Here is a 23262-nt window from a genome sequence, read left to right on the forward strand (position 1 = left end):
GGTGGCGGCACAGCGTGCCGTGGTCCCGGACGTCGCTTCCTCACCGAACAAGGAACAACCATGAAACGTTCATACCTGGCTCTCACCCTGCTTTGCGGCGCACTGGTCGCGTCGCCCGTCCTGGCCCAGTCGGAGCAGCCCGCCAAGAGCGGCAAGACCGACAAGGGCACGGCGCTGGTCGACGCGAAGAACATGACGCTGTACACCTACGACAAGGACGCCAAGGGCAAGTCGAACTGCAACGGCCAATGCGCGGCCAACTGGCCTCCGCTCACCGCCGGCGCGGACGCCAAGCCTGCCGGCAAATGGAGCATCGTTACGCGTGACGATGGCTCCAGGCAATGGGCGTACGACGGCAAGCCCCTGTATACCTGGAAGAAAGACACCAAGGCCGGCGACGCGACCGGCGATGGCGTGGGGGGCGTCTGGCATATCGCCACGCCCTGAGCCCGGACCGCGGCCTGGATGACCCTGCCGCATCGCTTCCTCGCCACGGCTCCTGCGGGCCCGTCCACGCTCCAGGGTGGCCGGCCCGTCTCCCGCGTCGTGCCGGCCGGCGGACGGGCCGCCCGCCGGCCGCGTCCGGAGGGAAACCGGCAGGCCCTCAACCCGCGTCCGGCTGTTTGCGCAGCGCGGACTTCGGCCGGAACGCCTTGACGACTTCGTCGCGGGTCTCCATATAAGGCCCGCCGATCAGATCGATGCAATAGGGCACCGCGGCGAAAATGCCGGGGGCCAGCACCGCGCCCTGCCCGTCCCGCAGCCCCTCCAGCGTTTCCTTGATGGCCTTGGGCTGCCCCGGCAGGTTGATGATCAGCGCGGCATGGTCCGCCGTCTCCCGCAGGACCGCCACCTGGCGCGACAGGATGGCGGTGGGCACGAACTTCAAGCTGATCTGCCGCATCTGCTCGCCGAATCCCGGCATCTCACGGGTGGCGACCGCCAGCGTGGCTTCGGGCGTTACATCGCGCCGGGCCGGGCCGGTGCCACCGGTGGTCAGCACCAGGTCGCATCCGGCCTGGTCCACCAGTTCCACCAGGGCCGCGGAAATCCGCGCGGTTTCATCGGGAATCAGCCGCGCGACCGCCTGCCAAGGCGACGACAAGGCTGCCGTGAGCCATTCGCGCAAGGCCGGGATGCCCTGGTCTTCATAGCTGCCCTGGGAGGCCCGGTCGGAAACGGACACGAGTCCGACCAGCAATTCGTCGGGATGACGGCGCACCATGCGGGTGACGGCTTCAGTCATGGATTACCTGCATTCTGTAGATGGATGAACGAACTATAACTCCCGCATGGGAGGGGGCTGGGACTCGGCTTTGCCTCTGCGGTTCGCACTCCGCCAGGGCACGGCCTTGGACGTTCTTGCCCTGGGCGTGCCTGGTAAGCGGACGCCACCGGCCAAGCCAAGAAAGCACTGCCCATGCGCCATGCCGATCGCGGCCCTATGCCTACAATGCTCCGGCCAGGACTCGGCGCGCCAGGATCGACGGGCGCCTGCGACACACCGATGAACCCCGGCATTGGAATTCCTCCATGAGCAATAGCAGTACCTCGTCCCACAATATCGAGAGTATCGAAGCCGCGGCCTGGCACGACATGTACAAGGCAGCGCCGACAGACTACGCGCGCGAGAATTCCCTGGCCACTACACGCATAGGCGACGGGGCATGTCTGGCGCACGGCCGATTGATCGTGCCCGAGTTCGCTCGCATCATCGGCGTCTCATCCCTGCCCGAAGTCGATGAGGCGATCCAATGGATGGAAGGGAACTGCGCAGCGGGTTGGGCGCTACAGTTGCCGAATGTGCCGGAGAACGCCGAAACGCGTCGCGCTGTGGAAGCGCGCGGGTATGCGCCCAAGGGCAACGGATGGGCCAAGTTTCGCCATGCACCGGTAACGGTAGACATTCCCGCGGTGCCTCATCTGCGCAGCGCCTTTGCCGAGCGCAAGGACGCCGCGACCTTCGGCCATCTCGTGAGCGCCGGTTTCGGTCTGCCGGAGAGCGTGGGAAGGTGGTTCGCCGCACTTGTCGGCCGGCCCAATTGGAGCGTAGCGATCGCTTATTGGGACGACGCGCCAGTGGGGTGCGGCGCGCTCTACACGGCGAATGGCTGGGCATGGATGGGCGCGGATACCACCCTGGCGGATTTCCGTGGCCGTGGGGTGCAATCGCATTTGATCCAGGCACGCCTACGTCGCGGCATGGAGCTCGGCGCCAAAGCATTCACCGCGGAAACGGGACAACCCGACGTCGGCATGGAGGCGCAGCACACTTCGTTTTCGAATTATGTCCGGGCCGGATTCACCCCGACCTATGTCAGGGTTAACCACGTCAGGGTTATGGCCCCGTGATTTACGGAAACCCCGGGTCGGTGAACTGCCGTAGAAATCCTGACGGGCCTGCCTCAGGGGCCACAGGGCGTTGGATCTCTATGGCCGTCGACTTGCGGGGGCACCGCGCGGCAGGCGGGCACCGGCCCTCGGCGCGGCCCTATGCGCCCAGTTTGGCGCGTGGATCGAACGGCGCCGCGCGCGCCAGCTCGCGGTAGGCCTCGCGGGCCGCCGGACTATCGGCCGGCGGCAAGGCGATCTCCAGCTCCAGGTACAGGTCGCCGGGCGGTTGGCCGGGCAGGCCCCGGCCTTTCAAGCGCAGCTTGCTCCCGCTGCGCGAGCCGGCCGGCACCGCGACCTCCACGGGACCGCCGGGTGTGGGGGCGGTCACGGTGGCGCCCAGCGCGGCTTCCCAGGGCGCCACGGGCAAGGTCAGGGACAGGTCGCGCCCGTCCACCCGATACAAGCGATGCGGCTTGAGGCGAACCTCCAGGTACAGGTCGCCGGCCGGCTCGCCGGCGTAGCCCGGCATGCCCTGCCCGGACAGGCGGATGCGCTGGCCTTCGCGGATGCCGGGGGGAATGCGCACGCTCAGCTTGCGTTGCCGCAGGCGCGGCCGCCCCTGGGCGTCCATTTGCATGGAACGCAGGCTGATCTCCCGCGTCGCACCATGAAGGGTGTCCTCCAGGTCGACTTCGATGGTGGCGTGGTGGTCCTCGCCGCTGGCGCGGAATCCCCGCGACGAACGACGCCGTGCACCGCTGCCGAAGAGCGAGGAGAAAAACTCGCTGAAATCGGCGTCCTCGCCGCTGCCGGCCGAGCTGAACTCGAAGCCCTCGTCCCAGCCGCGTCGCGCGCGAAAGCCGCCCCCGGCCGATGCCGTCGCGGACACACCCGCCGCCAGATCGTCGTAGGCGGCCCGCTTGGCGGGGTCGCGCAATACATCGTAGGCCTCGTTGATGTCCCGCATGCGGCCTTCGGCGTTCGGTTCCTTGCTGACGTCCGGATGGAATTGGCGAGCCAGCTTCCGATACGCCCGGCGAAGGTCTTCGTCGGACACACCGCGCTCGACGCCAAGTATCCCGTAATAGTCCTTGAACTCCATATCGCTTGCTCACATATCAAGGTGACCTGCTTCGGCTGCTGGCCGATGCGGCCACCGTCGATTGTCGGTGGGGATCCGCAACGCCGGAACGCGCCGCGGGTCCGGATGCTGTTTACGTAGGGTTGGTGTGTACTTTTTCAACTTGTCAACTTGAAAACGCCAAAGCGGCGCCTACATACGTGACATCCAGGCAATACGGAGAAACACTGCCATGTACGAACCGCTCCTTCATTTTCCGACCGGACTCTTCGCCGAGTTCGAGCGGCTGCAACGCGCGCTGAGCCCGGTATGGGGCGCGCAGCCCAGCAGTATCCGCGCCGTATCGCGGGCCTACCCGCCCATCAACATCTCGCGCAATGACGACGCGGTCCTGATCGACGTATTCGTGCCGGGCGCCGACCCCGCCAAACTCGACGTCCAGGTCGACCGCGGCGTGCTGACCATCAGCGGAGAACGCGAGTCGACCCTGCCCGCCGAAAACGGCGGCACCAGCACCTACGCCACCGAACGCTACACCGGCCGCTTCAAACGGGCGATTAGCCTTTCGGATGACGTAGATCCGGAGACCGTCTCGGCCCGCTATACCGATGGCGTCCTGCGCATCGCCGTCAACCGCCGCGGCAGCGAACAGCCGCGCCGCATCGAAATCCAATGAACCTGCACGAAATGCCGAGGAGAAACACCATGAACCAGACCTCTGCCACGGGCACGGCGCCCGCCCTGTCGCCGCGCGTGGACGTGTTCGAGGACGACACCGGCCTGACGCTGCTGGCCGACATGCCGGGCGTACCGAAAGACAGGCTGGCTATCGACGTGGATGGAGATACCCTGAAAATCGAGGGGGAAATGGCCCCGGCCGCTGCAGGCCAGGCGGTCCACAGCGAAATGTCGGCGACCCGCTTCCGGCGCGCCTTCACGCTGAGCCGCGAGCTGGACAGCGGCCGCATCGAGGCGGAATCGCGCGACGGCGTGCTGAAGCTGCGGATTCCCAAGCGCGAGCGGGCGCAGCCGCGCCGTATCGAGATCGCGGCGGGCTAGCAGCGGCGACGGCTGACCGGCGCGCAGATGCCGGCCAGCCGCTGGCCGCCGGCCCGATGGCCACGACTGGCCGGCCCGCGCCAGCCGGCCTGCACACAAACAACAATCGGGGCCTTATGTCGCGACGCGGCTGCCTTTATGTAGCGCGCGGTCAGCCTTTGCGACAGAATGGGTGCCGTTCATGTCAGCTCGGGCCAGCCGTTTGCACCCTCGCCAACCCCTCACCATACAGCAGCAGATCATCCTGCTCGCCGGCACGCTGTGCCTGGCGCTGGTGGCGGCGGCAGCAGGCGGCGCGGTGTACATGGGCCAACGGCAGACACGCGACCTGATCGAACAGCATGTGGCGGACATCGCCGGCGCCATGGCCCGCACGCTGGACCGGGACATGTTCGAACGGTTCCGCGAAATCCGCAATCTATCCGAAGCGCCCACGACGCGCACCATGAACCGCGATGCCTTGCGCACGCTGCTGACCGGACGGCAGCTATCCATGAACGACTACGCCTGGATCGGCGTCACCAGCCCGGAGGGGCTGGTGATCGCGGCCAGCGGCGCGCGGCTGGAAGGGCAATCGGTCGCCATGCGGCATTGGTTCATGCGTGGACGCGAGGCGCCCACCATCGGCGACGTGCGCGAATCCGACATGTTGAACGAGCTCCTGGATCGTCCGCGCGGCAAGGGTTTTCGCTTCGTGGAGATTTCCGCGCCCATCATGGACGATGGACGGCTGGTGGGCGTCCTCGGGGCGCACCTGAGCTGGACCTGGGCGGCCGATGTGCGGCGCGCCATGCTGGAATCCGACAGCTCCGGCGGGGTCCGGGATCTGTGGATCCTGTCCGCCGACGGCACCATGTTGCTGGGCCCCCGGCTGGGCAGCCGGCCCTACAGCGCGGAGCAGATTGCCCACATGCGCGCCTCGGGCAAGGGTTATTTCGAATGGCAGACCGACGACGGCGAAATGCTGACCGGCTTCGCCCTGGCGTCCGGCTACCGCGACTACCCGGGCCGCAACTGGATCATCATCGCCCACCAGCCGGCCCGCGACGCCTACGCCGCGGTACGGCGCCTGGAGTGGCGGGTGCTGATCCTGAGCGTCCTGATCAGCGTGCTGGGCGTAGGCTTGATGTGGGTGATCTCCAAGCGCATCGCACGGCCGCTGCGCGAGCTGACCCTGGCGGCGCGCCATCTTGGGCGCGACGATACGGTCACCATGCTGCCGCGCCTGGCCGGCGCCCGCGAAATCGTCAACCTGTCGGCCGCGCTGCGTTCGCTGATGCGTCGCCTCGACGTCGAACAGGCGCGTGCCGAGCACGTGCAGCGACGCGCCCAGATGGACGAACAGCGCTACGTCCAGGAAATCAGTGAGCTGCGGCGCGCGGCCGGCATCGACCCGCTGTCCGGCCTCTTGAACCGGCGCTCTTTCCTCTATGCGGCCGCCACCCGCGTGGCCGAACAAAGCGCGCGCCTGGGCCAGATCGCCATCATCATGGCCGACATCGACTTCTTCAAGCTGGTGAACGACAACCATGGCCATGGCGCGGGCGACGCCACCATCCGCAAGGTCGGGGAAATCCTGACCGCTTCCGTACGGGAGAACGACCTGGTGGCACGCTTTGGCGGCGAGGAATTCGTCATCCTGCTGGCGGGCGCCTCCCCGGGGGCCGTGCTGGCGACCGCGGAGCGCATGCGCCGGAACGTGCAGGAAACCCCCGTGGAATACCATCACGTGACCATCCGCATCACCATCAGCCTGGGGATCGCGGTGGCCAGCGCGCGCGACAACGATATCCAGGCCGTTATCGAGAGCGCGGACCACGCGCTGTACCGTGCCAAGCAGCGCGGGCGCAACCGCGCCGTTCTCTCCGCCTGATGCCCGCGACGCGACATGGAAACCACAGTCATCCGTACGGACGACATCCCGGAGACACGCCGCATTGCAAGACGGCGGGAAAACCGCCAGCATTGAGCAATTGCCGGTTAACCGGAGGAGACTGTGGCTGTACCGCTGACCCTATACGTAGACGCCCAATTCCTGAGCCCCTATGCGATGTCCGTCTACGTGGCGCTGGTCGAGAAGGGACTGGATTTCGAGGTCCGGCTGGTCGACCTGGAGCAGGGCGACCAGCGCACGGCGCCCTATCTGTGCCGCTCGCCTATCGGCAAGGTGCCCGTGCTGGCCCATCTGGATTTCTACCTGAGCGAATCCAGCGCCATCGCGGAATACCTGGAACAGGCCTTTCCGCCACCCGCCTATGCGGCGCTGTATCCCGCCGACCTGCGGCCCCGGGCCCAGGCGCGGCAGACGCAGGCCTGGCTCCGCAGCGACCTGGCGGCCTTGCGCAGTGAGCGTCCCACGGACGTGGTGTTCGACGGCAGGCAGCCGCCGCCGCTGAGCGACGCCGCCCAGGCCGACGCGGCCCGCCTGATACGCGTCGCCACGGCGCTGCTGTCGCATGGGGGCGAACACCTGTTCGGCGCATGGTCGCTGGCGGACACGGACCTGGCGCTGATGCTGAACCGGCTGATCCAGCCGGGAGATGAAGTCCCAGAGCCGCTGCGCGCCTACGCCGCCGCGCAATGGGAACATCCCGGCATCCGCCGCTGGCGCGCCAGCCGGGGCTGAGGCCGCCCGGCCCCGCCCCGGGGAACACGCCAGGTCAGCCTGCCCGCTGCTGCAGGATTTCCACCGCCGGCAGCGTCTTGCCCTCGAGGAACTCCAGGAAGGCGCCGCCGCCCGTCGAGATATACCCGACCTTGTCCGTGATGCCGAACTTGGCGATGGCGGCCAGGGTATCGCCGCCGCCGGCGATCGAGAACGCCGGCGATTCCGCGATGGCGCGCGCGATCACCTCGGTACCGTGCGAGAACTGCTCGAACTCGAACACGCCCACCGGGCCGTTCCACACGATGGTGCCTGCCTTCTTCAGGATGTCCGCCAGCGCCTGCGCGGTTTGCGGGCCGATATCGAGCACCATGTCGTCCGCACCGATGGCCTCGGCCGGCTTCACGGTGGCCGGCGCGTCGGCGCCGAATGACGGCGCGCAAACGACATCCGTGGGTATCGGCACCGCGGCGCCCCGCTTCTGCATCATGTCGATCACCGCGGCGGCCTGGTCACGCTGGTCGGCTTCCGCCAGCGACTTGCCGATGGACTTGCCGGCGGCCAGCATGAAGGTGTTGGCGATGCCGCCCCCGACGACCAGCTGGTCGACCTTGCCGGCCAGCGATTGCAGGATGCTCAGCTTGGTCGACACCTTGGAACCGCCGACGATGGCCACCAGCGGCCGCTTGGGGTCGTGCAGCGCGCGACCCAGTGCGTCCAGCTCGGCTTCCAGCAGCGGCCCGGCACACGCCACCGCGGCGAAGCGCGCGATCCCGTGCGTCGTGGCCTCGGCGCGATGCGCCGTGCCGAAGGCGTCGTTGACATACACGTCGCACAGCGCAGCCATCTTGCGCGACAACGCCTCGTCGTTCTTCTTCTCGCCGGCATTGACCCGGCAATTTTCGAGCAGCACCACCTGCCCCGGCGCGACCTGCACGCCCTGCGCGACCCAATCGCGCACCAGCGGCACCGCCATGCCGAGCAATTCCGCCAGCCGGCGTCCCACCGGCGCCAGGCTGTCGGCATCGGTCAGCACCCCTTCCTTGGGCCGGCCCAGATGCGAGGTGACCATGACGGCCGCGCCGGCTTCCAGGGCCAGGCGGATGCCCGGCACGGAGGCACGTATGCGGGTGTCCTCGGTGATGTTGCCGGCGTCGTCGAACGGCACGTTGAGGTCGGCGCGGATGAACACCCGCTTGCCTTGCAGCGCGCCGGACCGGGCCAGCGCGGACAGCGTATTTACCTTGGGCATATTTTTTCTCCTGGGTCTCCCCGGACGGCACGGCGCCACGCCAAGACCGGCGGGACGGCGCAGGACCATCCCGAGGCGCGCGAGCCCCCTCCGCCGGAAGGACGGCCATCCGAAGCGAAGCCGGCGCGGCATGGGCCACGCCGGCTTCGCGTCATCGCAGCGCGAATACGCGGATTACTTCGCGGACATCAGGGCAACGGTGGTGTCCAGCATACGGTTGCTGAAGCCCCACTCGTTGTCGTACCAGGACGAGACCTTGACCAGCGTGCCCGACACCTTGGTCAGCGTGGCATCGAAGGTGCTGGACGCCGGGTTGTGGTTGTAGTCCACCGAGACCAGGGGTTCGGTGTTGTACTCCAGGATGCCCTTGAGCGCGCCCTGCGAAGCGGACTTCAGGATGCCGTTGACTTCCTCGACGCTGGTTTCGCGCTTGGCGATGAAGGACAGGTCGACGATCGACACATTGATGGTCGGCACGCGGATGGCGTAGCCGTCCAGCTTGCCGTTCAGCTCGGGCAGCACCAGGCCCACCGCCGCGGCGGCGCCGGTCTTGGTGGGGATCATGCTGTGGGTGGCGGAACGGGCCCGGCGCAGGTCCTCGTGGTAGACGTCGGTCAAGACCTGGTCGTTGGTGTAGGCGTGGATGGTGGTCATCAGGCCGGACACCACGCCCAGTTCGTCGTTCAGCGGCTTGACCAGCGGGGCCAGGCAGTTGGTCGTGCACGAGGCGTTGGAGATGACCGTGTGCTCGGGCTTCAGCGTGGTGTGGTTGACGCCGTACACGATGGTGGCGTCGACGTCCTTGCCGCCCGGTGCCGAGATGATGACCTTCTTGGCGCCGCCCTTCAGGTGCGCGCTGGCCTTTTCCTTGGTGGTGAAGAAGCCGGTGCATTCCAGCACCACGTCCACCTTCAGGTCGCCCCAGGGCAGTTCGGCCGGGTTGCGGTTGGCCAGCACACGGATCTTGTCGCCATTGACGACCATGTAGTCGCCCTCGACCTCCACCTTGCCGGGGAACTTGCCATGGGCGGTGTCGTAGCGCGTCAGATGGGCATTGGTCTTGGGATCGCCCAGGTCGTTGATGGCGACGATCTCGATGTCGTGCTTCTTGCCGCTTTCGTAGTGGGCACGCAGGACATTGCGTCCGATGCGGCCGTAGCCGTTGATGGCAACGCGTATGGTCATGACTCGTTCTCCTCGTTTACAAAACCTGTTTGACGGCCTCGGCGACTTTCTCCGCGGTCAGTCCGAAAAATGGGAAGAGCGTGCCGGCCGGCGCCGACTCGCCGTAGCGGTCGATGCCGACGACGGCGCCTTCCAGGCCCACGTACTTGTGCCACAAGCCCGTCGTGCCGGCCTCGACCGCGACACGCGGCAAGCCTTTGGGCAGGACGCTGCCGCGCCATGCGGCGTCCTGCCTGTCGAAGACATCCGTGCTGGGCATGGAAACCACGCGGACGGCCACGCCGTCCTTGGCCAGCAGATCCTGCGCCGCCAGCGCCAGCGCGACTTCCGACCCGGTGGCGATGATGACCGCGCGCGCCTCCTGCGCGTCGCGCAGGACATAGCCGCCGCGCGCAATGGCCGCGAGCGTTTCCGCATCGCGCTGCACGAAGGGCAGGTTCTGGCGCGACAGCAGCAAGGCCGTCGGACCGCCGTCGTGCACGGCCATGCCGATGCTGGCGGGACGCTTCACCGCCTCGATCCAGGCCACGGCCGTCTCGGCGGTGTCGCAAGGACGCCAGACCGAAAGGTTGGGAATCAGGCGCAGGCTGTTGGCATGCTCGATGGATTGGTGCGTGGGGCCGTCTTCTCCCAGCCCGATCGAATCGTGCGTGAAGACATGGACCACGCGCTGCTTCATCAGCGCGGCCATGCGCAGCGCATTGCGCGAATAATCCGAGAACGTCAGGAAGGTGCCGCCGAAGGGCAGGTAGCCGCCATGCAGCGCAATGCCGTTCATGATCGCGGCCATGCCGAACTCGCGCACACCGTAGTTGATGTGGCGACCGGACTGTATCGCCTGTTCGCCGGCGCGCACGGGCTTCACGCCCTTCCAGTCGGTGTAGTTGGAACCGGTCAGGTCGGCCGAACCGCCCAGCAGTTCCGGCAGCGCGTCGGCCAGCGCGGCGATCGCATACTGCGACGCCTTGCGCGTGGCGACGGTTTCGGCCTTTTCCACCGTCTGGGCGATGAAGGCCTGGGCCCTGGCGGCGAAATCGGCCGGCAGTTCGCCCTTCATGCGGCGCTTGAACTCCGCCGCCTCTGCCGGAAACTGCCCCGCGTAGGCGTCGAAACGCGACTGCCAATCGTGCTGCGCGGTGGCGCCGGCGCGGCGCGCATCCCAGGCTTCGTAGATTTCGGAAGGAATGACGAAGGGCGCGTGCGGCCAGTTCAGCGCGGCGCGCGTCGCCGCGATTTCGTCCTTGCCCAGGGGCGCGCCGTGGACCTTGTCGGTGCCCGCCATATTGGGCGCGCCCTTGCCGATGACGGTGCGGCACGCAATCAGCGTGGGACCGCCATGGCTGGCCGCATGGCCGCGGGCCTGGCGGATGGCGGCATCCACCTGGTCCACGTCATGGCCGTCCACGCCGCGGATGACGTTCCAGCCGTAGGCTTCGAAGCGCCTGGCCGTATCGTCGCCGAACCAGGCTTCGACCTTGCCGTCGATGGAAATGCCATTGTCGTCGTACAGGACGATCAGCTTGGACAGCTTGAGCGTCCCGGCCAGCGAGGCGACCTCGTGCGAAATGCCTTCCATGAGGCAGCCGTCACCCACGAAGGCATACGTGTGGTGGTCCACCAGCGCATGCCCGGGACGGTTGAATTCCGCGGCGAGCAGCGCTTCGGCCAGCGCCATGCCCACGGCATTGCCCAAGCCCTGGCCCAGGGGGCCGGTAGTGGTTTCCACGCCGGCGGTGATGCCGACCTCGGGATGACCGGGCGTGCGCGAGTGCAACTGGCGGAAATTCTTGAGCTCTTCGATCGGCAGGTCATAGCCGGTCAGGTGCAGCAAGGCGTAGAGCAGCATGGAACCGTGGCCGTTGGACAACACGAAGCGGTCGCGGTCAGGCCAGGTGGTATCGGAGGGATTGTGGCGCAGGTGGCGCGTCCACAAGGCCTGGGCGATCTCCGCCATGCCCATGGGAGCACCCGGGTGCCCTGAATTCGCCTGTTGCACGGCATCCATCGCCAGGGCGCGGACGGCATCCGCCAATGTGGGTTGTCGGGCGGTGGGATTGCTCATTCTGGAAGGGCTCGTCTCCCGGCGCGGCTGAAAAAAAGGGCCGGGTATAGGGTTTGAAGAGCTCACGATTTTAGCACCCGCACGCCGCCCGGCCGCCGCCCCGCCCTCGGCCGGGCGGCCTAGTACGCGGTGGGCCGTTCGGGCGGCTGCAGGGACGGCGCGATGCCGCGCCGCTTCGTCCGGCGGCCCGCGCGGCGGCAGGCGCCGGGCGCTGCATGGAAACGCCTCGGCGACGGGATGGTTCGGCATGCCTCAGAATACGGGCTGGCGATCCGCCCCGGCCGCCGGGCCACGGCAAATGCCGAAGCGGGTGGCCCTGCCGCTGCCCTGGACCTCCATCTTTCTTGCGACTTTGCCACCGGCGTACCGCAACCATCGACATGCCCAGCCCACGCTTCTACTGCCCTTTCGCCCTGTCGCCCCACGCGCGCATCGAACTGCCCGATGCCCTCGCTCACCACGCCGTACGCGTCCTGCGCCTGCGCGACGGCGACGCGCTGGTGCTGTTCGACGGGCACGGCGGATCCTACCCGGCGACCCTGCGCGTGGCCGGCCGCACCGCGCACGCCGAACTGGGCGCGCACGACGCGCGCGAAGCGGAACTGGCGGGCGGCATGACGCTGGTCCAGGGCTTGCCATCCGGCGACAAAATGGACTGGATCGTCGAAAAAGCCGTCGAACTCGGGGTGCAGCAACTGGTTCCCGTCGCGGCGCAACGCAGCGTCCTGCAATTGACCGGGGACAGACAGGACAAGCGGCTCGCGCATTGGCGCCGCATCGCCGTGGCGGCCAGCGAGCAGTGCGGCCGCAACCGCATCATGCGCATCGAAACCGTGATGACGCTCGAACAATGGCTTGCCACGCCGGCTGCCGGGATGCGAGCCATCTGCCATCCCGAACAGGGGGCCCCCTTATCGCAGGCGCTGCGCGCACCCGACGCCCAGCAGGCCCTATGTCTGCTGGTGGGCCCCGAAGGCGGATGGACGGATGGCGAGCGGGCCGCGGCCACGTCCGCCGGGGCCGTCACCGTGGGCTTCGGCCCGCGCGTGCTGCGTACCGAAACCGCGGGACTGGCACTGGTCGCGGCGGCGACGGCGCTGCTGGGATGGAATGACGCCTAGGACGGGCTCACAGCGGGAGCACGCGGGAAATTCCCATGCGGGAAAAAGGCATCGATGACGCGCGCATCAAGCAGGAGCGCGGCCGCAGGGACTAGTCCGCCTCGCCATAGGGCGCCGCGGCCACGCCCGGTTCGGCGGCCGGGTGGGCGCCGGCGTGCTCGACGACGTAGGCAAACAGGCGGCCGTTTTCGCGGGCATATTCGACCACGTCCTGGCACACCGCCAGGATGTTCGCCGCATCCTCTTCCAGCGCCGGGTCGCCCGAATGCAGCTTGTGCAGCCACAGCACGACGCCGACTTTCTGATCGAGCACCGTATCGCAGAGGCAATCCGACAGTTCGTCGAAGCTGCGGAAGTGCATGGGGAAATCGACTGCCTTGGCGATGGCGCGGAGCACAGCAGAACGGCTGCGCGCGCGATCGCAGTCCGCCACGAAAAACGCCGCCCGCAGGTCGCTGGCGGCATCGACCACCGATTGCTTGTCCAGCGCAGCAGCGTCGAGCTCGCCGCCACGCTGCAACTGCCGCTGCAATGCGGGCTGACCGGTTCTGGCCATGCTCGGCCCTCCTGCAAAATCGTGAAGTCCACCGCGTCCCGTCGGCGGCGATACGCTGCATCGTATCGGCATACGCCGGAACGATCAATCGCCGCGACACGTTTTCGTGCCGCTGCCCGAAGCGCGTCGTGGCCGGGGCGGCATGGAGTCGCAAGATACACCGTGCGGGATGAGAACGGGCAGAAAAATTACGTCGCCGCCCGCCTGGCCGCCGCACGGTAGGACGCCGTGGTTTGCCCGCGACAGGCCCAAAAAAACAGGGCGCACCGCCAGGTGCGCCCTGCCTGTCGGACCGCGCCGCGTCAGCGGCGGTTGTTGGCGTCCACCACGGTCAGCGCCGTCATGTTGACGATGCGGCGCACGGTGGAACTCGATGTAAGGATGTGCACGGGCGCATTGGCGCCGAGCAGGAAGGGTCCCACGGCGACGTTGCCGCCCGCGGCGGTCTTCAGCAGGTTGTACGCAATGTTGCCGGAGTCCACATTGGGACACACCAGCAGATTCGCCGTTCCCTTGAGCGTGGAAGACGGCAGGATGCGCAGACGCAGTTCTTCGTCCAGCGCGCAGTCGCCGTGCATTTCCCCGTCGATCTCGATGTCGGGCGCACGGTCGCGCACGATCTGCAGCGCCGCGCGCATCTTGGCGCCCGACGAGGAACTGCCCGAGCCGAAGTTGGAACGCGACAGCAGCGCGACCTTCGCCGCCAGGTTCATGCGACCCATTTCCTGCGCGGCGGCAATGGTGAACTCGGCGATCTGTTCGGCGCTCGGCTCTTCGTTGATGTGCGTGTCCACCAGCACCACGGTGCGTTCGGCCAGCAGCAGGATGCTCATGGCGGCGTAGACATTGCTGCCCGGACGCTTGCCGATGACTTCGTCGACGAAGCGCAGGTGATCGGCGTAGGCGCCTACCGTGCCGCAGATGAGGCCGTCGGCGTCGCCCAGATACACCATCATCGCGCCGATCAGGGTCAGGCGGCGCCGCATCTCGACGCGCGCCATCTCCTTCGTGATGCCGCGGCGGCACATGAGCTCCCAGTACGTCGTCCAGTAGCGATGGAAACGCTCGTCGTATTCCGGATTGGTGACTTCGACGTCCTCGCCCAGGCGGATGCGCAGGCCCAGGCGCTCGATGCGCGCGGCCAGCACGGACGGGCGGCCAACCAGAATGGGTTTGGCCAGGCCTTCGTCGACGACGACCTGCACCGCACGCAGGACGCGCTCGTCTTCGCCTTCGGTGTAGACGATGCGCGCCTTGGCGCCTTCACGCACCAGACGCTTGGACGCCGCGAACAGCGGCTTCATGAAGGCCCCGGAGTGGTACACGAACTGCTGCAGTTGTTCGACGTAGCTGTCCATGTCGGCCAGCGGGCGCGTCGCCACGCCCTCTTCCATCGCGGCGCGGGCGACGGCGGGGGCGATGCGCACGATCAGGCGCGGATCGAAGGGCTTGGGGATGAAGTATTCGGGACCGAAACACAGGTCGAAGGTGCCATAGGCCGCGGCCACGACTTCGCTCTGTTCTTCCTGCGCCAATCCGGCGATGGCATAGACCGCGGCTTTTTCCATGCCGCGCGTAATCGTCGTGGCGCCCACGTCCATGGCGCCGCGGAAGATGTAGGGGAAACACAGGACGTTGTTGACCTGGTTGGGATAGTCCGAGCGGCCGGTCGCCATGACGGCGTCATCGCGCACGCTCTTGACCACTTCGGGCAGGACCTCCGGCGTGGGATTGGCCAGCGCCAGGATAAGCGGCCGCGCCGCCATCGCCGCGACCATGTCCGGCTTGAGCACATTGCCCGCCGACAGGCCCAGGAACACATCGGCGCCTTCGATGACTTCAGCGAGCTTGCGCTTGTCGGTCTTGCGCGCGAAACGCGCCTTGTCGGGGTCCATCAGCGCGACGCGCCCCTCGTAGACCACGCCTTCGATGTCCGTGACCCAGACGTTTTCCAGGGGCAGGCCCAGGTCCACCATCAGGTCGAGGCAGGCCAGCGCCGCCGCACCCGCGCCGGACGCCACCACCTTGACGCCGGTGATGTCCTTGCCCACCACCTTCAGGCCGTTGATGAAGGCGGCACAGACCGTAATCGCGGTGCCGTGCTGGTCGTCATGGAAGACCGGGATTTTCATGCGCTCGCGCAGCTTGCGCTCCACCACGAAGCACTCGGGCGCCTTGATGTCTTCCAGGTTGATGCCGCCGAACGTCGGTTCCAGGCCCGCGATGATCTCGACGAGCTTGTCCGGATCGGTTTCGCTGATCTCGATATCGAAGACGTCCAGGCCGGCGAATTTCTTGAACAGGACAGCCTTGCCTTCCATGACCGGCTTGGACGCCAGCGCGCCGATATTGCCCAGGCCGAGCACTGCCGTACCGTTGGTGATCACGCCGACCAGGTTGCCGCGGCTGGTATAGCGGAACGCGTTCACCGGGTCGGCGACGATTTCTTCGCAGGCCGCCGCCACGCCTGGCGTGTAGGCCAGGGCCAGATCACGTTGGTTGGTCAGTTGCTTGGTCGGTGTGACCGAGATCTTGCCGGGGCGGTCTTGCTCGTGATACTCGAGCGCGGCCTTGCGCAGATTGGCGTCCATGATCGCTTGATACGTGTGAAGAAAGTTGAAAAGCGGAAACGCAGGATTCTAGTCCCTTGCCGGAGAGCCTGCCCGGATTCGCTTCAGCGAAGCGTGTCCGTAGGGACGCGGCAGCAAAAAACCGGAGGCAAATCCAGCACGGTTGCAACACGATTTATTACAGCTTGAAGGCCGTTTATCTTACTCCCCAAGAGCAGGAGCCCCGCAAGGTGGCTCCCAGTACCTTGCGTTGTACGCCCGTGCCTGTGCGATGGCGCCTGCGCGAAGCGCGTCCGTCCGTATGCAGCCCATGCCATACGGCGCTGCCGCGCCGGGCGCGCTGGCACGCGTGCGGGCCGGACCATAACGGCGGGAGCGACCACGCTGCACGAAGGGCATGCGAAAGGACATGCAGCCCTCAAGCCGGCGTGCCGTCCGTGGCCGCATCCGCGATTTCGGGAAACAGATCGCCCGGATCGAACAGCGTCTTGACACGCATGTCCACGGCGCGCGCCTGCGCCGGGCGCAACGGCGGCGGCATCGCGGCCTGGGCCGCGGCGCCCGATGGCGGCACTTGCAGCACGAGGGCTTCCATCCATGCCAGCGTGCCGCCATGCCCGTGCAGCAGCTGCGCCAGGTTGACGGTGGCCGGGGCACGCGGCGCCAGCGCGTCCAGCCGGTAATGCGCCGGCCACGCCTCCTGCTCGCGGCACCATTGCGCCTGCGGTCCGGAAGACAGGCGGAACAGCGCGGGCACCAGGGCTTGCAGCGACGCGCTGCGCAGGGGAGCGCCATCGTCCGCGCCGAAAGGGCCCAGCGTGTCGACCACCCCATCGGCGAGCAGGATGTCCGCAGACTGTATGCCGGACAGGTCGCCACGGCCGGACGGCCAGTTGGCCGCGGCGCGGTCGGCGTACCAGGCGGCCAGCGTCGTGTCGGGGGCGACGCCCGCGAACTGGGCCAAGCCCACCTCCGCCAGCTCGCCCGCCGTGACGCCCGCATCCGCGCGCCAACGGGGCACTGGTCCGGGCTCGGACACTACGCGATTCAGCGCCGAGGGATCCACCCACAGGATCGGCCGGCAGGCCGCCGCGGCCTGCGTGCCGGAGAGCCCATGGAGCGCCAACAGCACGCCATGTTCGACGCACAGGGCGCGGGCCTGGCGCACATCGCCAGCGCCCAGGGGCGTCCATCGAGCCTGTGGCACGACAAGCGGGCCGGACGCAAGGCCGCCATCGCCCGGGGCGCCCGCAGGTGTGGAGACGGCACCCGGCGCAACCGGCACCAGCGTGCCGCCGCACAGCGCCCGCAGGCGCTCGCAGAAGTGCTGCCACGGCGTGCGTGGTGCAGGCCGTCCCATCAGGAAAGCGCGTCGCGACGGCTGCATGACTAAAATCCCCTTTCCATTCCCGAAAAACCCGCCCCAGTTCCCATGCCGCGCCTCGCCGACCGTACCGCCGAATTCCTTACCTTTCATGCCGTGGAGGTGTTCAAGGAGGCCCAGGCGCTGCAGGCGGCGGGCCGGGACATTATCAGCCTGGGCATCGGCGAACCGGACTTTACCGCGCCACCCCAGGTCGTGGAAGCGCTGGAGCAGGCGGCGCGCGCCGGCCGCAGCGGCTACAGCCCTCCAGCGGGCGTGGGCGCGCTGCGCGAAGCGATCGCGCGCTTCTATGCCGGTTTCGGCGCCGACGTCGACCCGTCCCGGGTCATCGTCACGGCCGGCGCATCGGGCGCGCTAGCGCTGGCCTGCGCGGCGCTGGTGAATCCGGGCGACGAAGTGCTGATGCCGGACCCCGCCTACCCCGCCAACAGCAACTTCGTGCTGGCCGCGGGTGGGCAGCCGCGACTGATCCCCAGCACGGCGGCGCAGCGCTTCCAGTTGTCCGCCGAGGACATACGGCGACACTGGCAGGCGCGTACGCGGGGCGCCATGATCGCGTCCCCCAGCAACCCGACCGGCACCTCGATCGCCGCGGCGGAACTGGCCGCGCTACTGGCCGAGGTCCGCGGGCGCGGCGGATTCACCATCATGGACGAGATCTACCTCGGCCTGTCCTACGACGGCAAGCCGCGTTCCGCGCTGGCGCTGGACGACGAGGCCGTCATCATCAACAGCTTCTCCAAGTACTTCAACATGACGGGTTGGCGGCTCGGCTGGTTGATCGTGCCGTCCGCGATGGTGTCCACCGTGGAAAAGATGGCCGCGAGCCTGGCGATCTGCGCGCCGACGCTGGCCCAGCACGCCGCCGTGGCCTGCTTCGCGCCCGACACCCTGGCGCTGTACGAGCAAAGGCGGGCCGCGTTCCAGCAACGGCGCGACTTCCTGCTCGATGCCTTCGAAAGGATGGGCATCGACGTGCCGGTCAAGCCGGACGGCGCCTTCTATATTTACGCGGATGTCTCGCGCTGGGGCATGGACAGCGGGCGCTTCGCGCACCGGCTGCTGCACGAGGCGGGCGTCGCCGCCGTGCCGGGCATGGATTTCGGCCCGGCCCACGCCAGCCGCACCGTGCGCTTTGCATACACGACCGGAATGGACCGGCTGGCCGAGGCGGCGGCGCGCATCGAGCGTTTCCTGCGGACACTGGGTTGAGCGACCGGATTCGTATACCGTAAGCCAGGGTCGGCCCTCGGCCCGCCCTGGCCACGCCCGGCGCGCTGCCCGCACGCCGGGTCGAGTCATCGTCTCGACCCGCATGACATGGGAAACGCGGCCGGATGCCGCCCGGCGCCGTCAGTCGCGCGCCAGGGGGATGCCCGAGGCGACCGCCAGGCGACGGCGCTCGGCCTGCACCTTGTCGCCGTAGCCGCCGTCATTCGGGCCGCTGGCGCCGACGTAGCAGGCCAGCCCCGCGGCCACGGAACCGCGGCGCTTGATGCAATCCTTCAGGATGCTTGCCCCGACCCGGATGTTGGCCACCGGATCCAGCGCACCCTTCTTGCCATAGGCGTCGAACTTGGACTGGTGCACGCTGGTCATGACCTGCATCAGCCCCTGCGCTCCCACGCTGCTTTCGGCGAAGGGGTTGTACCGCGACTCCACGGCGATCACCGCCAGGAGCAGCAAGGGATCGATCTTCAATTCGCGGCCGACCTTGTAGGCGGTGTTGACGAGTACGCCCGTGGCGTCGTACGCCACCTTGTACTTGCGCGAGATGTAGTTGCGCAGCGCTTCCGTCTGCGCATTGGACATGCTGTCCAGTCGCGCAGCCGGCTTCGGTTCCGGATGCGGCAAGGGCGTCAGGAAGGCCGTGGCGTTGCTAGACGGCGTATCGGGCACGGCAAGCGCCACCGCGGCGGGCGAGCCATCGGGCTTGGCGGGGGTACCGTCGGCATCGAGATCCGACCAGGCATCGACACCCGCATCGGCATATGCGCTATCCTGGCCCGCGCCGGGCGCGGTGGCTGGGGCAAGCGCCATCAGCAGCGCCTTGTGCACTTGCAGGGCCTGGTCGCGCAGGCCGGGTAAGGCCAACCCCATGCTGACCGTTACGATGACGGCGATGCCCAGGTAGACCGAACAGATGCGCAACCATTCGGCGAGGTAGCGGTGAACGCCTTGTGCCAACTGCCTGAATACGAAGCTGGCGACTGACGCATCGGGCATGTGAACCTCCTGCGTTTTAAAGGGAAGGCGATGTTAACCTCTTAGCGCCGGCCCGTATGTAACAAATCCCTTAATTGCCATGCAACTTTAAGCAATTTTGGCTAACTGCTGTCAAAGTACGCACGCCGCCCCATGGAAACCCCGTGAAATACCGAGATCTTAGAGACTTCATCGCGCAGCTCGAATCGCGTGGCGAACTGAAACGCATCGGCGCGCCCGTATCCACGCGCCTGGAAATGACCGAAATCGCCGACCGCGTGCTGCGGGCGGGCGGCCCCGCGCTGCTGTTCGAGAACGCGCGCCACGAGGACCGCGCGGCCGGCATGCCCGTGCTGGCGAACCTGTTCGGCACGCCGCGCCGCGTGGCGTGGGGCATGGGCGCCGAGCAGGTCGAAGCGCTGCGCGACACCGGCGAGCTGCTCGCTTCGCTGCGCGAGCCAGAGCCGCCCAAGGGCTTGCGCGACGCCTTCGCCAAGGTCGCCATGCTCAAGGCCGCCTTATGGGACATGAGCCCGCGGATCGTGCGCGCTCCGGCCTGCCAGGAGATCGTCCTGGAAGGCGAGGACGTGGACCTGTCCCGCCTGCCGTTGCAGACATGCTGGCCGGGCGATGTCGCCCCGCTCCTGACGTGGGGCCTGGTCATCACCAAGGGTCCGCGCGCCAAACGGCAGAACCTGGGTATCTACCGGCAACAGCCGATCGGCCGCAACAAGCTCATCATGCGTTGGCTGTCCCACCGCGGCGGCGCCCTGGACTTCCGGGAACATGCGCGCGCATACCCGGGGCAGCCTTTTCCCATCGCCGTTGCGCTGGGCGCCGACCCGGCCACCATCCTCGGCGCCGTGACGCCCGTGCCCGATAGCTTGTCGGAATACCAGTTCGCCGGCCTGTTGCGCGGATCGCGCACCGAAGTCGCCAAGGCGCTGGGCAGCGAACTATCGGTGCCGGCCTACGCGGAAATCGTGCTGGAGGGCCACCTGCTGCCGGCCATGGACCCGCGCGCGCGCGCCCCGGAGGTGCCGGCCGGTGTCGCGCCGCCGCCGGACACCGGGTACGAAATGGCTCTGGAAGGTCCATACGGCGACCACACCGGCTATTACAACGAGCGCGACTGGTTCCCCGTCTTCACCGTCGATCGCATCACGATGCGGCGGGATCCGATCTACCACTCCACCTACACCGGCAAGCCGCCCGACGAACCCGCCGTGCTGGGTGTGGCGTTGAACGAGGTCTTCGTGCCCTTGCTGCGGCGGCAAATGCCGGAGATCGTGGATTTCTATCTGCCGCCCGAAGGCTGCAGCTACCGGCTTGCCGTCGTTTCCATCCGCAAGCAGTACGCAGGGCACGCCAAGCGCGTCATGTTCGGCCTCTGGAGCGTGCTGCGGCAATTCATGTACACCAAGTTCATCGTGGTGGTGGACGAGGACGTCAACCCACGCGATTGGAAGGAGGTGGTGTGGGCAATGACGACGCGTATGGATCCGGTGCGCGACACAACCTTGGTGGAGCGTACGCCCATCGACTACCTGGACTTCGCCTCGCCGGTTTCCGGCCTGGGGGGCAAAATGGGCCTGGACGCCACCAATAAATGGCCCGGCGAGACCGATCGCGAATGGGGGCGCCCCATCGCGATGGACCCCGCGGTCAAGGATAGGGTTGATGCGATGTGGGACCAACTGGGCTTGTAGCGTCCGCATCGTGGCGGGCCCGCCAGCCGCGATAAACCTGCCAGCCCACGGTCGCGGCGGTGGCCAGCTTCAACAGCCTGGACCGCTTGCCGCGCAGGAAGACCGCGGATACCGTCGACATGATGACCGGGTAGCGCCGTACCATGGAAAACGCCTGCCAGGCCAGCTTGGAGCTGTTGCCCACGCCCATGCGCGGCATCAGGCTCTTGACCAGGTGGCGGGGCGAGAGCGACTGCGTCAGGTCTGTCATGCCATGGACCAGGGCCTCGCGTTCGACCGCGGCCCGCGCGCGCAACAATTCGATGCGCACCTGGCGATCCACCGCCGGAGATATCTTGCTCATAGTGCGCCCTCCTGTCGGCGCGCCGCATGGGCGGCTGCCGCACGCTCTGCTTCCTCTTCAGCCTGCGCGGCAGCGCGCAGGCGATCGAGCAACTGCGCGTCGCGGCCCAGTTCCTGCAAGGTAGCGGCGAAGGGCGTCGGCCCCTGGACCAGGGAGCGGCGCACCGCGTAGAGCAGGATCAACCCCAGCAAGGCATAACCCGCGGCGAGTACGCCCAGGGCCATGTAGCGCGATTCCGTAGGCCAGAAATAGACGGCCACCAGGATGGAGAACACCAGGACCGCCAAGGTGAGGAAAAGCAGGGCCGCGAAGGAATACCCCAGCAGCTTGAGCAGCCGGCCCTTCTCGGCCGACGCTTCCAGCGCCAGCAGCTCGAAACGCGTGCGCCCCAATTCGACCAGACTGGACGCGACGCCAAGCAAAGATTTGCGGATAGCCATTGGTTATGAGGGAAAGCCGCCTCGCCGCGGAGCCTGGCCCCGCGGCGGCGCGGGCTGTCCCGCTCCGTTAACGGCGGGCGATGAGCAGGCCCAGCAGCAGGCCGGTCACGCCTGCGATGCCGATTGCCTGCCAGGGATTGTCGTGCACGTAGTCGTCGGTGGCGCGGGCCGCCTTGCGGCCGCGTTCGAAGACCGCATCCTGCATTTCGTACAGGCTTTCGCGCGTGCGCTTCAGGGACGTCATCGCGCGGTCGCGCAGTTCGGCCGCCTTGTCACCCGTGGAGGTGGCGGCCTCGCGCAACAGGCTTTCCGCGTCGTTCAGGCTGCTTTTGACGCTGTCGATGAGATTGTCTTTAGCGCCTTCGGAAGATCTGATCACGTTCATGGTCGCTCCTTTTTTGTGCATGTCCTGGACGGAAAATCAATGATACCAGCGAGGCTTATGCCTCCTGTCCCCCTCGTGCGGCAACTGCCACGGCCTGCATGAGCGAATGCCGGAAGCAAGTGGCATGCCTTGCCTGCGGACTTACTTGATACGGGTGATCTCGACCGCCGACTTGATCCCCTGCTGGTCGATGTCCTGCTTCATCACCAGGTTGACCGCCGGGCAGTACCAGTCGGTGACCGTGGTGTTGAGCGCCGGAATAGGGAGGGTCAGGCCCTTGAAGGTGGCCATGGTGGGATCGGTATCGCGGCGATAGGAGATCGGCCAGCACGACTGCTTGCCGAGCGCGGTGTCCATGGTGCGGCGGGTGCCGACCGTCTTCTGGCTGATGCGGACCGTCGTGCTGGGCGTGCCCCCCACGGGCGCTTCTTTGCCGATGTTCAGGCGGAACGTGGCCCCCGGCAACTTCTGGCCGGGCCCGCTGATCTTGCCGTCATAGGCGAACAGGCCCAGCATGCGCAGATCGAACTGTCCCTCGGACGAGGGCTTCTCGCCGGCGTTCTCGTAACGCACGAAAGTGGCCTGTCCGCTGTGGACCGTCATCAGGTAGTCCAGCCTGGACTTGCCCGGGGGCAGGCCAGCATAGGAAAACGTGGCGATGCCGGTGACCCGCGCGCGGCAGTTTTCGCCATTGGTTTTGCTGACCTCGGCGAAGGCGAGATCCGCGCCCAATTGCAGGTTGCCGGAGCCCGTCAGCTGGACTTCGCCCCCATTGCGTATGAATTGCGCGTCGCAGACCCCGGCGTGGGCGGCGGCCGCGCCCGACAGCAGCGCGCCGGCCAAGGCGAGCCTGGCGAAAATCGTCGTATGGGATTGCACAGAAAGACCTCGTGATAAAACGCCGCGCACCGATGCGGAGCGGGTTCCGTCGATACTACACTGTGCGCGCCGCAGCGCGGCCGGGGCGCCGG

The 23262-nt window shown here is 67.4% G+C and carries 22 protein-coding genes; 9 read left to right on the plus strand and 13 right to left on the minus strand.

Features of this window, described 5'->3' with window-relative positions:
• Positions 1 to 60 precede the first annotated feature (60 nt).
• The gene (locus BAU07_RS21470) at positions 61 to 447 is read left to right on the plus strand and encodes a COG4315 family predicted lipoprotein (RefSeq protein WP_066662239.1); all 387 of its coding nucleotides are present in this window, start codon (positions 61 to 63) and stop codon (positions 445 to 447) included.
• 157 nt (positions 448 to 604) lie between these two features.
• On the opposite strand, the gene mog is transcribed toward BAU07_RS21470, so the two are convergent.
• Complete coding sequence (mog, locus tag BAU07_RS21475) at positions 605 to 1246, minus strand: molybdopterin adenylyltransferase (protein WP_084025905.1); 642 nt, start codon at positions 1244 to 1246, stop codon at positions 605 to 607.
• A 350-nt stretch (positions 1247 to 1596) separates the two neighbouring features.
• On the opposite strand from mog, the gene BAU07_RS21480 reads away from it, so the two are divergent.
• Positions 1597 to 2352 carry a GNAT family N-acetyltransferase gene (locus tag BAU07_RS21480; RefSeq protein WP_157122375.1) on the plus strand — a complete coding sequence of 252 codons (756 nt, stop codon included), beginning with the start codon at positions 1597 to 1599 and terminating at the stop codon, positions 2350 to 2352.
• A 139-nt stretch (positions 2353 to 2491) separates the two neighbouring features.
• Here BAU07_RS21480 and BAU07_RS21485 read toward each other — a convergent pair whose 3' ends face one another.
• Positions 2492 to 3436: a DnaJ C-terminal domain-containing protein gene (locus BAU07_RS21485; protein WP_066662247.1), complete on the minus strand. Its 945-nt coding sequence runs from the start codon at positions 3434 to 3436 to the stop codon at positions 2492 to 2494.
• Between the two features lie 211 nt (positions 3437 to 3647).
• Here BAU07_RS21485 and BAU07_RS21490 point away from each other — a divergent pair, with 211 nt between their 5' ends.
• From BAU07_RS21490 to yfcF, 4 genes are all read left to right on the plus strand, one after another.
• Positions 3648 to 4091 carry an Hsp20/alpha crystallin family protein gene (locus BAU07_RS21490; RefSeq protein ID WP_066662258.1) on the plus strand — a complete coding sequence of 148 codons (444 nt, stop codon included), beginning with the start codon at positions 3648 to 3650 and terminating at the stop codon, positions 4089 to 4091.
• A 29-nt stretch (positions 4092 to 4120) separates the two neighbouring features.
• Positions 4121 to 4474: an Hsp20/alpha crystallin family protein gene (locus BAU07_RS21495; RefSeq protein WP_157122377.1), complete on the plus strand. Its 354-nt coding sequence runs from the start codon at positions 4121 to 4123 to the stop codon at positions 4472 to 4474.
• A 181-nt stretch (positions 4475 to 4655) separates the two neighbouring features.
• A complete protein-coding gene (locus BAU07_RS21500) occupies positions 4656 to 6347 on the plus strand; it encodes a sensor domain-containing diguanylate cyclase (protein WP_084025906.1) in 1692 nt (563 codons plus the stop codon).
• Between the two features lie 123 nt (positions 6348 to 6470).
• Positions 6471 to 7100: a glutathione transferase gene (yfcF, locus tag BAU07_RS21505; protein ID WP_157122379.1), complete on the plus strand. Its 630-nt coding sequence runs from the start codon at positions 6471 to 6473 to the stop codon at positions 7098 to 7100.
• Between the two features lie 34 nt (positions 7101 to 7134).
• Here yfcF and BAU07_RS21510 read toward each other — a convergent pair whose 3' ends face one another.
• The 3 genes from BAU07_RS21510 to tkt all read right to left on the minus strand — a co-directional run bounded on the left by BAU07_RS21510 (position 7135) and on the right by tkt (position 11578).
• On the minus strand, positions 7135 to 8331 hold the full coding sequence (locus BAU07_RS21510; protein WP_066662280.1) for a phosphoglycerate kinase: 1197 nt from the start codon (positions 8329 to 8331) through the stop codon (positions 7135 to 7137).
• Between the two features lie 174 nt (positions 8332 to 8505).
• On the minus strand, positions 8506 to 9516 hold the full coding sequence (gene gap, locus BAU07_RS21515; RefSeq protein ID WP_066662283.1) for a type I glyceraldehyde-3-phosphate dehydrogenase: 1011 nt from the start codon (positions 9514 to 9516) through the stop codon (positions 8506 to 8508).
• Between the two features lie 16 nt (positions 9517 to 9532).
• Positions 9533 to 11578: a transketolase gene (tkt, locus tag BAU07_RS21520; protein ID WP_066662285.1), complete on the minus strand. Its 2046-nt coding sequence runs from the start codon at positions 11576 to 11578 to the stop codon at positions 9533 to 9535.
• Between the two features lie 380 nt (positions 11579 to 11958).
• On the opposite strand from tkt, the gene BAU07_RS21525 reads away from it, so the two are divergent.
• Positions 11959 to 12699 (plus strand): 16S rRNA (uracil(1498)-N(3))-methyltransferase, encoded by a 741-nt coding sequence (locus tag BAU07_RS21525; protein ID WP_066662287.1) that lies wholly within the window; start codon positions 11959 to 11961, stop codon positions 12697 to 12699.
• A gap of 91 nt (positions 12700 to 12790) precedes the next feature.
• Here BAU07_RS21525 and BAU07_RS21530 read toward each other — a convergent pair whose 3' ends face one another.
• The 3 genes from BAU07_RS21530 to BAU07_RS21540 all read right to left on the minus strand — a co-directional run bounded on the left by BAU07_RS21530 (position 12791) and on the right by BAU07_RS21540 (position 17212).
• Positions 12791 to 13255: a barstar family protein gene (locus BAU07_RS21530; protein WP_066662288.1), complete on the minus strand. Its 465-nt coding sequence runs from the start codon at positions 13253 to 13255 to the stop codon at positions 12791 to 12793.
• Between the two features lie 302 nt (positions 13256 to 13557).
• The gene (locus tag BAU07_RS21535) at positions 13558 to 15846 is read right to left on the minus strand and encodes an NADP-dependent malic enzyme (protein ID WP_066662289.1); all 2289 of its coding nucleotides are present in this window, start codon (positions 15844 to 15846) and stop codon (positions 13558 to 13560) included.
• A gap of 397 nt (positions 15847 to 16243) precedes the next feature.
• Positions 16244 to 17212 (minus strand): hypothetical protein, encoded by a 969-nt coding sequence (locus BAU07_RS21540; RefSeq protein WP_066662291.1) that lies wholly within the window; start codon positions 17210 to 17212, stop codon positions 16244 to 16246.
• Between the two features lie 45 nt (positions 17213 to 17257).
• Between BAU07_RS21540 and BAU07_RS21545 the strand changes: the two genes are divergently transcribed.
• Positions 17258 to 18421, plus strand: a complete 1164-nt coding sequence (locus tag BAU07_RS21545) for a pyridoxal phosphate-dependent aminotransferase (RefSeq protein WP_066662294.1) — start codon at positions 17258 to 17260, stop codon at positions 18419 to 18421.
• A 141-nt stretch (positions 18422 to 18562) separates the two neighbouring features.
• Here BAU07_RS21545 and BAU07_RS21550 read toward each other — a convergent pair whose 3' ends face one another.
• The gene (locus tag BAU07_RS21550) at positions 18563 to 19435 is read right to left on the minus strand and encodes a transglycosylase SLT domain-containing protein (protein ID WP_066662296.1); all 873 of its coding nucleotides are present in this window, start codon (positions 19433 to 19435) and stop codon (positions 18563 to 18565) included.
• A gap of 143 nt (positions 19436 to 19578) precedes the next feature.
• Between BAU07_RS21550 and BAU07_RS21555 the strand changes: the two genes are divergently transcribed.
• A complete protein-coding gene (locus BAU07_RS21555) occupies positions 19579 to 21123 on the plus strand; it encodes a UbiD family decarboxylase (RefSeq protein WP_066662299.1) in 1545 nt (514 codons plus the stop codon).
• Here BAU07_RS21555 and BAU07_RS21560 read toward each other — a convergent pair.
• The 4 genes from BAU07_RS21560 to BAU07_RS21575 form a co-directional block, all read right to left on the minus strand.
• Entirely contained in the window at positions 21080 to 21466 is a 387-nt protein-coding gene (locus BAU07_RS21560; protein WP_066662303.1) for a hypothetical protein, read from the minus strand. The two genes, BAU07_RS21555 and BAU07_RS21560, sit on opposite strands and share 44 nt — an antisense overlap.
• Entirely contained in the window at positions 21463 to 21906 is a 444-nt protein-coding gene (locus BAU07_RS21565) for a phage holin family protein (RefSeq protein WP_066662306.1), read from the minus strand. Before BAU07_RS21565 ends, BAU07_RS21560 begins: the two co-directional genes overlap by 4 nt.
• A gap of 67 nt (positions 21907 to 21973) precedes the next feature.
• Positions 21974 to 22291, minus strand: a complete 318-nt coding sequence (locus tag BAU07_RS21570) for an ElaB/YgaM/YqjD family protein (protein WP_066662309.1) — start codon at positions 22289 to 22291, stop codon at positions 21974 to 21976.
• 141 nt (positions 22292 to 22432) lie between these two features.
• On the minus strand, positions 22433 to 23152 hold the full coding sequence (locus tag BAU07_RS21575) for a hypothetical protein (protein ID WP_157122548.1): 720 nt from the start codon (positions 23150 to 23152) through the stop codon (positions 22433 to 22435).
• Between the last annotated feature and the right edge of the window lie 110 nt (positions 23153 to 23262).

Source organism: Bordetella flabilis (assembly GCF_001676725.1).
Lineage (GTDB): Bacteria > Pseudomonadota > Gammaproteobacteria > Burkholderiales > Burkholderiaceae_B > Bordetella_C > Bordetella_C flabilis.

What these genes read in the sequence shown, in the direction of transcription:
- BAU07_RS21470 (WP_066662239.1), top strand. Translation starts at nt 61, where the DNA reads ATGAAACGTTCATACCTGGCTCTCACCCTGCTTTGCGGCGCACTGGTC.
- mog (WP_084025905.1), bottom strand. Translation starts at nt 1,246, where the DNA reads ATGACTGAAGCCGTCACCCGCATGGTGCGCCGTCATCCCGACGAATTG.
- BAU07_RS21480 (WP_157122375.1), top strand. Translation starts at nt 1,597, where the DNA reads ATGTACAAGGCAGCGCCGACAGACTACGCGCGCGAGAATTCCCTGGCC.
- BAU07_RS21485 (WP_066662247.1), bottom strand. Translation starts at nt 3,436, where the DNA reads ATGGAGTTCAAGGACTATTACGGGATACTTGGCGTCGAGCGCGGTGTG.
- BAU07_RS21490 (WP_066662258.1), top strand. Translation starts at nt 3,648, where the DNA reads ATGTACGAACCGCTCCTTCATTTTCCGACCGGACTCTTCGCCGAGTTC.
- BAU07_RS21495 (WP_157122377.1), top strand. Translation starts at nt 4,121, where the DNA reads ATGAACCAGACCTCTGCCACGGGCACGGCGCCCGCCCTGTCGCCGCGC.
- BAU07_RS21500 (WP_084025906.1), top strand. Translation starts at nt 4,656, where the DNA reads ATGTCAGCTCGGGCCAGCCGTTTGCACCCTCGCCAACCCCTCACCATA.
- BAU07_RS21510 (WP_066662280.1), bottom strand. Translation starts at nt 8,331, where the DNA reads ATGCCCAAGGTAAATACGCTGTCCGCGCTGGCCCGGTCCGGCGCGCTG.
- gap (WP_066662283.1), bottom strand. Translation starts at nt 9,516, where the DNA reads ATGACCATACGCGTTGCCATCAACGGCTACGGCCGCATCGGACGCAAT.
- tkt (WP_066662285.1), bottom strand. Translation starts at nt 11,578, where the DNA reads ATGAGCAATCCCACCGCCCGACAACCCACATTGGCGGATGCCGTCCGC.
- BAU07_RS21525 (WP_066662287.1), top strand. Translation starts at nt 11,959, where the DNA reads ATGCCCAGCCCACGCTTCTACTGCCCTTTCGCCCTGTCGCCCCACGCG.
- BAU07_RS21530 (WP_066662288.1), bottom strand. Translation starts at nt 13,255, where the DNA reads ATGGCCAGAACCGGTCAGCCCGCATTGCAGCGGCAGTTGCAGCGTGGC.
- BAU07_RS21535 (WP_066662289.1), bottom strand. Translation starts at nt 15,846, where the DNA reads ATGGACGCCAATCTGCGCAAGGCCGCGCTCGAGTATCACGAGCAAGAC.
- BAU07_RS21540 (WP_066662291.1), bottom strand. Translation starts at nt 17,212, where the DNA reads ATGCAGCCGTCGCGACGCGCTTTCCTGATGGGACGGCCTGCACCACGC.
- BAU07_RS21545 (WP_066662294.1), top strand. Translation starts at nt 17,258, where the DNA reads ATGCCGCGCCTCGCCGACCGTACCGCCGAATTCCTTACCTTTCATGCC.
- BAU07_RS21550 (WP_066662296.1), bottom strand. Translation starts at nt 19,435, where the DNA reads ATGCCCGATGCGTCAGTCGCCAGCTTCGTATTCAGGCAGTTGGCACAA.
- BAU07_RS21560 (WP_066662303.1), bottom strand. Translation starts at nt 21,466, where the DNA reads ATGAGCAAGATATCTCCGGCGGTGGATCGCCAGGTGCGCATCGAATTG.
- BAU07_RS21565 (WP_066662306.1), bottom strand. Translation starts at nt 21,906, where the DNA reads ATGGCTATCCGCAAATCTTTGCTTGGCGTCGCGTCCAGTCTGGTCGAA.
- BAU07_RS21570 (WP_066662309.1), bottom strand. Translation starts at nt 22,291, where the DNA reads ATGAACGTGATCAGATCTTCCGAAGGCGCTAAAGACAATCTCATCGAC.